3 protein-coding genes and 1 pseudogene are annotated in these 2,999 nt (G+C 50.1%); all 4 read left to right on the plus strand.

Annotated features, from left to right (window positions below; genetic code table 11):
- Positions 1-611, plus strand: a 611-nt coding sequence (locus AC1WIP_RS13860) for a F0F1 ATP synthase subunit gamma (protein WP_481142381.1), incomplete at its 5' end; no start/stop codon positions are given.
- The gene (gene atpD, locus AC1WIP_RS13865) at positions 604-2,010 is read left to right on the plus strand and encodes a F0F1 ATP synthase subunit beta (RefSeq protein WP_481142382.1); all 1,407 of its coding nucleotides are present in this window, start codon (positions 604-606) and stop codon (positions 2,008-2,010) included. The genes AC1WIP_RS13860 and atpD, both read left to right, overlap by 8 nt.
- A 27-nt stretch (positions 2,011-2,037) precedes the next feature.
- Positions 2,038-2,454 carry an ATP synthase F1 subunit epsilon gene (atpC, locus tag AC1WIP_RS13870; RefSeq protein ID WP_481142383.1) on the plus strand — a complete coding sequence of 139 codons (417 nt, stop codon included), beginning with the start codon at positions 2,038-2,040 and terminating at the stop codon, positions 2,452-2,454.
- A gap of 138 nt (positions 2,455-2,592) precedes the next feature.
- Positions 2,593-2,999: pseudogene (locus AC1WIP_RS13875) on the plus strand (hypothetical protein); the annotation flags it as partial.

The following is a 2,999-nucleotide window of genomic DNA, read 5'->3' on the forward strand; positions in this document are numbered from 1 at the left end:
GGCAGCAGATGGAGACAGGCGGGCGGTGCAAGCTGTTTGTAGTGGGAGAGCTTGGGCGTCAATATTTTGCGGCTAAGGGAATTCCCGTGGCGGAGCAGTTTCACTATACGGCGCAGAATCCTACCCTCCACCGGGCCCGCATTATCAGTGAGACTGTTTTAGAGCAGTTTAAGACAGAGGAGCTGGATGAGGTTTCCCTTATCTATACCAGTATGAAGAACAGCATCACCACAGAGACGCAGATTCTGAAGCTGCTTCCTATGGCGGCGGAGGATTTTGCAGACAGAGAGGCACTTAAGGCTGGCATTTATCAGGAGGAGCTTGTGATGCAGCCTTCTCCCCAGGCAGTGTTAAACAATATTATCCCGGACTGCATTATGGGATATGTATACGGAGCTTTGGTAGAATCCTTCTGCAGTGAACAGAATGCCAGAATGATGGCCATGGAGGCGGCAAATAAAAACGCATCCGCAATGATCCATGATTTGTCCATAGAATTTAACAGGGTGCGCCAGGCTATGATTACCCAGGAAATTACCGAGGTGGTTGCAGGCGCAAAGGCACAGAAAAAGAAGAAAAAGACAAGAAAGGAGGTTTCCTGCATTGAATAAGGTTCAAGGAAAAATCGTCCAGGTTATGGGACCTGTGGTTGACGTGGAATTTGAAAACAATGACCTCCCTTTTATCAAGGATGCTTTGGAGGTGACCTGTGACGGCAGGCGTCTTGTGATGGAGGTGGCTCAGCATATCGGCAACAATACAGTGCGCTGTATCATGTTAGCGTCCAGCGACGGACTTTGCAGGGATATGGAGGTTACGGCCACCGGAAAGGGCATTCAGGTGCCTGTTGGGAAAAAAACGCTGGGGAGATTGTTCAACGTGCTGGGTGAGACCATTGATGGAGGAGAATCCTTAGAGCAGGAGGAGCACTGGGTCATCCACAGAGATCCGCCCAGCTTTGAAGAGCAAAGTCCTGTAGTGGAAATGCTGGAGACCGGCATCAAGGTCATTGATCTTTTGGCCCCGTATGCAAAGGGCGGAAAAATCGGTTTGTTCGGCGGCGCCGGTGTGGGAAAGACGGTGCTGATACAGGAGCTGATCCGCAATATTGCCACAGAGCACGGCGGGTACTCTATTTTTACTGGTGTGGGAGAGCGTTCCCGGGAGGGAAACGACCTCTGGACGGAGATGAAGGAATCCGGCGTACTGGAAAAAACAGCGCTGGTATTCGGACAGATGAATGAGCCGCCGGGAGCCCGTATGCGTGTGGCGGAAACGGGACTTACCATGGCGGAATACTTCCGGGATAAAGAGCACCAGAATGTGCTTTTGTTTATTGATAATATTTTCCGTTTCGTGCAGGCTGGCAGCGAGGTGTCGGCGCTTTTGGGGCGTATGCCCTCTGCGGTTGGCTATCAGCCAACCCTGGCCACAGAGCTTGGTGAGCTGCAGGAGAGAATCGCATCCACCAACAAGGGAAGCGTAACCTCCGTGCAGGCGGTCTATGTACCTGCGGACGACCTTACCGACCCGGCGCCTGCCACCACCTTTGCTCATCTGGACGCCACTACCGTACTCTCCAGAAAGATTGTAGAGCAGGGAATTTATCCGGCGGTGGACCCGCTGGAATCTTCCTCCCGTATCTTAGAGGAAGATGTGGTGGGAAAGGAGCATTATGAGACGGCCAGGGAAGTGCAGGCCATGCTCCAGAAATACAAGGAGCTCCAGGACATTATTGCAATTCTTGGCATGGAGGAGCTCTCAGAGGAGGACAAGGTCACGGTATACCGGGCCAGAAAAATTCAGCGCTTTTTGTCCCAGCCCTTTCATGTGGCGGAAAATTTTACCGGCGTACCTGGCAGATATGTGCCTGTGAAGGAGACCATCAGAGGCTTTCGTGCTATTATAAACGGTGAGATGGATCAGTATCCTGAAGGAGCCTTTTTCAATGTGGGCACCATTGATGAGGCTTTGGAAAAGGCAAAGAAGATGATGGGCCAGCAGATGTAAAACCGAACCGGAAAGGCGGCCAGATGGATGAATACGTTTAATTTAAAGATTATTGCAAGCGATAAGGTTTTCTATAGCGGAAAGTGCGGCATTATCGTGGTGCCTGCGCTGGACGGGGAAATTGCCATTATGTCTCATCATGAAAATATGGTGATCGCCACCAAAGAAGGAGAAGTCCGCTTTAAGGAGAAGGAAGAAGAGGACTATCACCGGGCAGTGGTGGGAATCGGCTTCGTGCACATTGCCAATAACCGTGTAACTATGTTGGTGGACACAGCGGAGCGGCCGGAGGACATTGACAGGGTGCGGGCGGAGCAGGCCCTGGAGCGGGCCAAGGAGCAGCTGCGCCAGAAACAGAGCATTCAGGAGTATCATGTGTCCCAGGCGTCTTTGGCCAGAGCCATCCTGCGCCTGAAGGAGGCCGGAAAATACGAAGTAAAGTAACAATATGTAATATTATTGTAAAAAAATCGTAAAAATTAACAAAAATAAGTCGGAAATTGTAGGAAATATATGCAATTCATAAATTGTTATTTCTACTTAGTTGCTTTAAAATGAGCACAAGAAAAGAGGATGACAATTATGGATTACTTGCAGAAAAAACCCATATGGGTAGTACTCCGGGCAATTGCCGGCTTTTTTTGGGAGAGATTAAAAAGTCTGGGGATTACAAGGCAGAAGCTGCCATCCTGCGCAGCTCTTGTAATCTGTCCGGCAGTTACCTTTTACTTGTTTGATTTTTATACCCACAATCCCCTGACGGATATGGATTTCAAAACCCAGCTTTTAAACATTGCCTTTTATGAGCTTGCGGCCCTTTTCCTGTTCGGGGTGTTGAGGAGTGTCCGCGCAGCGCTTTTGCTGCAGAGCGGCTTTTTTATGCTGGTGGGTCTGGCCAATTATTATGTGCTGAATTTCCGCTCGGCGCCTATTATGCCCTGGGATATTTTTTCTGTGGGGACGGCTGCCAGTGTGGCGGGAACCTATTC

Source organism: Acetatifactor sp., assembly GCF_982438285.1.